General features: G+C 67.1%; 4 protein-coding genes. 1 reads left to right on the forward strand and 3 read right to left on the reverse strand.

Annotated features, from left to right (window positions below; all coding sequences use genetic code 11):
• Positions 1-231 precede the first annotated feature (231 nt).
• Positions 232-2,946, forward strand: a complete 2,715-nt coding sequence (locus HY699_14395; protein ID MBI4516995.1) for a DUF4215 domain-containing protein — start codon at positions 232-234, stop codon at positions 2,944-2,946.
• A gap of 427 nt (positions 2,947-3,373) precedes the next feature.
• Here the strand turns inward: HY699_14395 and selA are convergent, their stop codons facing one another.
• From selA to HY699_14410, 3 genes are all read right to left on the reverse strand, one after another.
• A complete protein-coding gene (selA, locus tag HY699_14400) occupies positions 3,374-4,744 on the reverse strand; it encodes an L-seryl-tRNA(Sec) selenium transferase (GenBank protein ID MBI4516996.1) in 1,371 nt (456 codons plus the stop codon).
• A 44-nt stretch (positions 4,745-4,788) separates the two neighbouring features.
• Complete coding sequence (locus HY699_14405) at positions 4,789-5,424, reverse strand: hypothetical protein (GenBank protein MBI4516997.1); 636 nt, start codon at positions 5,422-5,424, stop codon at positions 4,789-4,791.
• Positions 5,421-5,686: asparagine--tRNA ligase (locus tag HY699_14410; GenBank protein MBI4516998.1), on the reverse strand; the 266-nt coding region annotated here is incomplete at its 5' end. The genes HY699_14405 and HY699_14410, both read right to left, overlap by 4 nt.

Raw genomic sequence — 5,686 nt, forward strand, 5'->3', positions numbered from 1 at the left:
CGCCTGGAAGATGACAGATTGCGTCCCTTTCGGCCATGGGCCTCGGCCTGACAGTACACAGTACTGTCAGCATGCTGAGGATTTGCCCGGTCGGCTGCACGTTACCCACAGATTTGTCGCGCACCCTCGCCGGCCCGACTTCGTTTTTGCACTTGGCAAGAACCGCCGGTGGTTGTACAGTCACGACCAGCCAGTTGGTTGGGCTCAACTGCGCAATAGGGGAGGACTCAGATGATTCGTCGGGTCGCCACTTCGTTATGCCTCGTTGCCGCGTTGCTGCTGGCGGCGCCGGCGGCGCTGGCCCAGGTGGTCACGGTGCCGACGTTCGAGGTCGCGCGCCCAACGGTGGGCCAGTTCACCAACTACACCGATGTTGCCGCCAGCCCGGATGGAACCATCGTGTTCATTTGGGGCGAAGACAACTACAGCGGTAACGAACCGCGAGATGCCGTCCTAACCCGGCAGTACTCCGGCGACGGAGTTCCCCTCGCACCCTCAGTCCGGGTCGACAGCAGCGGCTATGCCTTCGATCCGGCGATCAGCGCCGACCCCAACGGCGGCTACGTTGCAGCCTGGATGCGCCACAGTTGCCCCAGCATGTGTGCGACAATCGGCCGCCGGCTCGATGCCAGCGGCCGACCTGTCGGCCAAGAGCTGTTGCTCGACAGCTGGTTCGGGTGGCCGATTCAGGTGGTCGGGCTAAGTGCAGGTCCGGCCTTCTTCTGGGAGAGCAACGGCCTGTGGCTCGGGCTATACGGGCCTGACGGCAAGGCGCGGGCAGCTCGGCTGCCGGCAATCGCTGGATACGCCAACCCTTACTACCTCGACATCAAGGCCATGGCCGACGGCGGCTTCGTAACCACCTGGTTTGATCTCACCACGCACGCCAGCTTCGGGCGCATATTCGCGCCGGACGGGACACCGCACGCGCCGGCCTTTTCGCTCACCGACCGCATGGCCGTTAGCCACGTGGCCGTAAGCCCGCTGGGCGGGTTCACCGTCGTCGGCGGCTACACCGATCAGACGGATCTCTCGCAGTGGTCTGACACCCACCAGCTGTTTATGCGGAGCTTTACCGCCGACGGCTCTCCGCTCGGGGAACAGACCCTGGTTCACGAAAGCGTACCGGGCATCGAAATCATGTTCGCCGATGCCGAGTTCGATTCAGCCGGCAACCTTTACGTCGTTTGGACTGAAGCGAACTTGCGGTTCGTCCCGGATTTCCCCCAGCACTCTCCGCCCAAGGTGCGCGCTTTCGATCCCAACGGCGTCCCCTTTGGCCCGGCGCTCACGACTTCGGGCATGCCCGGCTTCGGAGTCTCGACCGCGCTGCTCGCCAACGGCGACTTTGTCAACGTTTGGGAAGGCTACCCTGCGCCTTACACCGACGGCGTCTACGCCAATATCGTGCGGCTGTGCACGCCCGACACGCCCGGATGCGACGGAACGCCTCCACCGACCTGGACGGCACGCCCCACCTCTACTCGAGCCCCCACCTCGACGCCGCAGCCCACCGCCACCGCAACCGCGCCGCTACCCACGCGCACCGCCACGCCGACGCGCACCCCGACACCGACAGCGACGGTGCCGCGCTGCGGCGATGGCGTCGTCAACCGCGGCGAGCAGTGCGACGACGGTAATCTTGATGATGGCGACGGCTGCGACTCCAACTGCACCCGTACCCGCTGCGGCAACGGCGTCGTCAGCGGCGCCGAGGAATGTGACGACGGCAACCTCATCAACGACGACGGCTGCGATGCTAACTGCACCTATACCGGCTGCGGCAACCGCGTTGTCACCGGCGGTGAAGAATGCGATGACGGCAACTGGGACGACGGCGACGGTTGTGATTCGGACTGCACGGTCAGCCGTTGCGGTAACTGGATCGTCGCCGGCGATGAGGAGTGCGACGACGGCAACGTGGACAACGGCGACGGCTGCGATCGGCACTGCTTGATCGAGGAGTGCGGCAACGCTCGCATCGAGGGCGATGAGCAGTGCGACGACGCCAATTGGGAGGACGGCGACGGCTGCCAAATCGACTGTACGCTCACCCCGCGCCACGACTCGGTGATGCTGCCGGTCGACCCGATCAAGATCACCATTCCGGCCGGCCAGGACGAGGTGACCAAGGTGGTGCCGGTCCAGGTGCGCAACGCCGATGTCCAGCCCAAGCCCGAGCGGCCGGGGCACGTCATTCAACTCACCGCCGGTGACGGCGATTGCCCGGCAGGCACCATCCAGGGCCGGCCGGACTTCGACCGCGGCGAGCCCGGCGATCAGGATTCGATCCTGGTGATGGGCGGTACGCCGAAGACGGCGCACGTCATCGTCAAGGTAACCCGGGCGGCGTTCCCCAACCTGGACAATAAGGTGCCGCAGCGCTGCACGTTGAGCTTCACTGCCGAGACCGTGATCGACGGCAACATCGATCCGACGCCGGAGAACAACACGGTGACGACGGAGCTGAACGTGGTGGCGGCAGCAGCTGGCGTGAGCCTGGCGGCTAACCAGCAGTCCGCCACCGTGGTGCCGGGGTTCTTCGTGGTGAGCGCAAAGCCGCTTAAGGTGCGAGTGAGTGCGGGCACGGCCTCGCTGGCAAAGAGCGTGTACGTGGCGGTGAGCACCGATGACGGCGCCAGCCAGCTGCCACCGCAGACTATTACAATCGGCACCGCCGACGGCGATTGCCCGGCGGGCACGCTGGGCGCAGCAGACTTCAACACCGGCATCGCGGGGGCGCAGAGCGAGGCGACGCTGGCGGCCAACCGCACGGCGCGGGGCAAGCTGCCGGTCGTTATCGCCGCCAGCGGCTTCGCGGCGGCGAGCAGCAAGTCGCCGGCGCGCTGCACGGCGCTGATCACGACCACGCAAGCCGGCGCCCCGGCGGCCTCCGCCCACACCACCCAACTGCTCATCGAGGTCGATGACCACAACGACTACTGAGGGTGCGCGCTTCTTAACAACGGATTAAACGGATTGAACGGATTTACGGATCGGAGAAGGCCGAGGCTTCGACATCGACATTGGTGAGGGTACTCGCCGGGTACTCACCCGATCCGAATCCGGCCAAGCCGTTTAATCCGTTCAATCCGTTGTAACCTTCTCCGTTCTCCGGCTCCGACCGGATGAGAAGATGGACGATTCCGGGACCGAATCCGTTCAATCCGCTGGCACAATCCGTTGTGGCCATCACAAGGCGCGTTTGGTTACGGCTACGCTAAGCGCGTTGGGGTGGGGGTGGCGCCAGCGTTCGCACGCGGATCCCACTCTGGGTCTTGGCGCAAGCCCGGCGACTCGGCGCGAGCGAGGCGGCACAGGTCGGGGCGCGGTTGTTGGCGACGAGAATTTCCCTCTGCCCGGCGATGCATCGTCAGGTGCGCGGCACCAGTTCCGCGGCGGCTGCGATGCAGCGGGCGTCGAGAAGGAAGCGGCCGTCGTGGACGCGGCCAATAATGGGCGGGTTCGCGCGACGAAAGCGCTCCGCCAGCTGCTGCGCGCCGATGGCGGGATGCGTGATCGCCACCGCCTTGGTCGCCAAGGTCCGCGTCGGCACCGAACCGCTGCCGATCTGCGATTGCGCATCGAGCACTTCGATGCGGTACTCGGCACCGAGAGCTGCTTGCAGTAGAGCGCAGGCCTCGCCGGCGACGGCTGCGATCTCCGCCAGCGGCCGGCTCAGCCAGCGCAGCGTCGGCAGCGAGCCGGCAAGATCGGCGTCGTAGCGGTAGAGCCGCAGCGTGGCAGCCAGCGCTGCCAGAGTCAGCTTGTCGCAACGCAAAGCGCGCTTGAGCGGGTTCTTGCGCATACGTTCGATCAGCACACGCCGGCCGACGATGAGGCCGCACTGGGGCCCGCCCAGCAGCTTGTCGCCGCTGAAGGTCACGGCATCGGCGCCGTGCCGGATGCGCTCGGCCACCACCGGTTCTTTGGGCAGCCCCCACTGCGAGAAGTCGACCAGCGCCCCGCTGCCGAGGTCTTCCAGCACCGGCAGCTGGTGCTCGCGGCCGATGGCGACCAGCTCCGCCAGCGACACCTCGGCGGTGAAGCCGACGATGCGATAGTTGCTGCTGTGAACCTTCAGCAGCAAGGCCGTCTGCGGCCCGACCGCCTCACTGTAGTCGCGCGCGTGGGTGCGGTTGGTGGTGCCGACCTCGCGCAGCCGCACGCCGCTCTTTGCCATCACCGCGGGTATACGAAACGAGCCGCCGATCTCGATCAGCTCGCCGCGCGAGACGATGACCTCGCGCTGCTCCGCCAAGGTGTTCAGCGCCAGCAGCACCGCGGCCGCGTTGTTGTTCACCACCGTGGCCGCCTCGGCCCCGGTGAGCGCACACAGGTCGGCCTCGACCACCTCGTCGCGCTCGCCCCGTTCACCGCGATCGAGGTCATATTCGAGCGCCACCGGGTGGCGTGCGGCTTCGGCCAGCGCCGCTAGCGCCGGCTCGGCCAGCAGGGCACGGCCGAGATTCGTGTGCACCACCACGCCGGTGGCATTGATCACGCGCGGTAGCGGCAGCTGCTCGCTCGCCCGCAGCTGCGTGCCGACGGCGACGACGATATCGGCCACCGCTGGCACCGCCGCGCTCTCGGCCAGCACGGCGCTGCGCAACTGCTCCAGGTGCACGCGAATTGCTTCGGTGACCGCGGCGCGGCGATAGCGCGCCAACAAGCCGGCCGCTGCCGCGCCCGTCAGCACCGCGTCGACCGACGGCAGTGAGCGTAGCGCCGCTTCCCGTGACATGCCGGCATCGTGCCCGGTTTTGGAGGGCGACTCAATCCGCCCGCTCAAGTCGGCTTGCCCGACGGTGTTGGCGGCTTACCGGCCTGCCGTTCGCTCTCCCAGTCGTGGTAGCCTTGGCGGTCCCAGAGCGTAATCGTCGTGGTGCTGAGCTGCCGGGTGGCTTCTTCGCCCTGCCAAACAAAGCGCACCGAATGGATGCTCTGCTGGTCCTTCCAGCCGTAAATCTCGTGCGTGCGGCCCTGCTTGTCGGTCTCCCGCTGGCCGTTGAGGCTGGGCGGGCCGTAGCGCGTGTTTAGGTCATTGAGAAAGTCCCAGACATTAGCGCCGACTTCACGATCGTAGGCCAGCGAGACCACCCGTTCGTGAAACAGATAGACCTCCAACTTGTTCGGGGCCTCGGCCGGGGGCGTCTTGGGGGTGCACACGCTGAAGCCCTGCGGGTTGTCGCGGCAGGCCAAGGCGCCGAGCTTAGTGCGCACCTCGGCGAGGCCGGCGCCCAAAACGATGCCGGCAACTTCTCGCGGCAGCGCTTCCGGCGCGGGCTGCGGCGGTGCCGGTGCCGCTGCCGGTGGCGGCGACTGCGCGGGCGCGGGCGCCACGGCGGTGGTTGGGGCCGGCGGCGGCGACTGCTCGCAGGCCGCCACCAGTGCCGCCAGCAGCATCCAGGTGCGGCGCTTCATGGCCGCAACCGTTCCAGCATGCGGGGAAACGGGATGGTTTCGCGCACGTGGTGCAAGCCGCACACCCACGCCACCATCCGTTCGATGCCCATGCCGAAGCCGGCGTGCGGCACCGAGCCGAAGCGGCGCAGGTCGAGATACCAACTGAAGGCCTCGGCCGGCAGCCCGTGTTGTGCGATCTTGCGGGTGAGGGTATCGAGATCGTCCTCGCGCTGCCCGCCACCGATGATCTCGCCGTAGCCCTCCGGCGCCAGCACATCGA

This window comes from Deltaproteobacteria bacterium, from assembly GCA_016210005.1.
Taxonomy (GTDB): domain Bacteria; phylum Desulfobacterota; class Binatia; order HRBIN30; family JACQVA1; genus JACQVA1.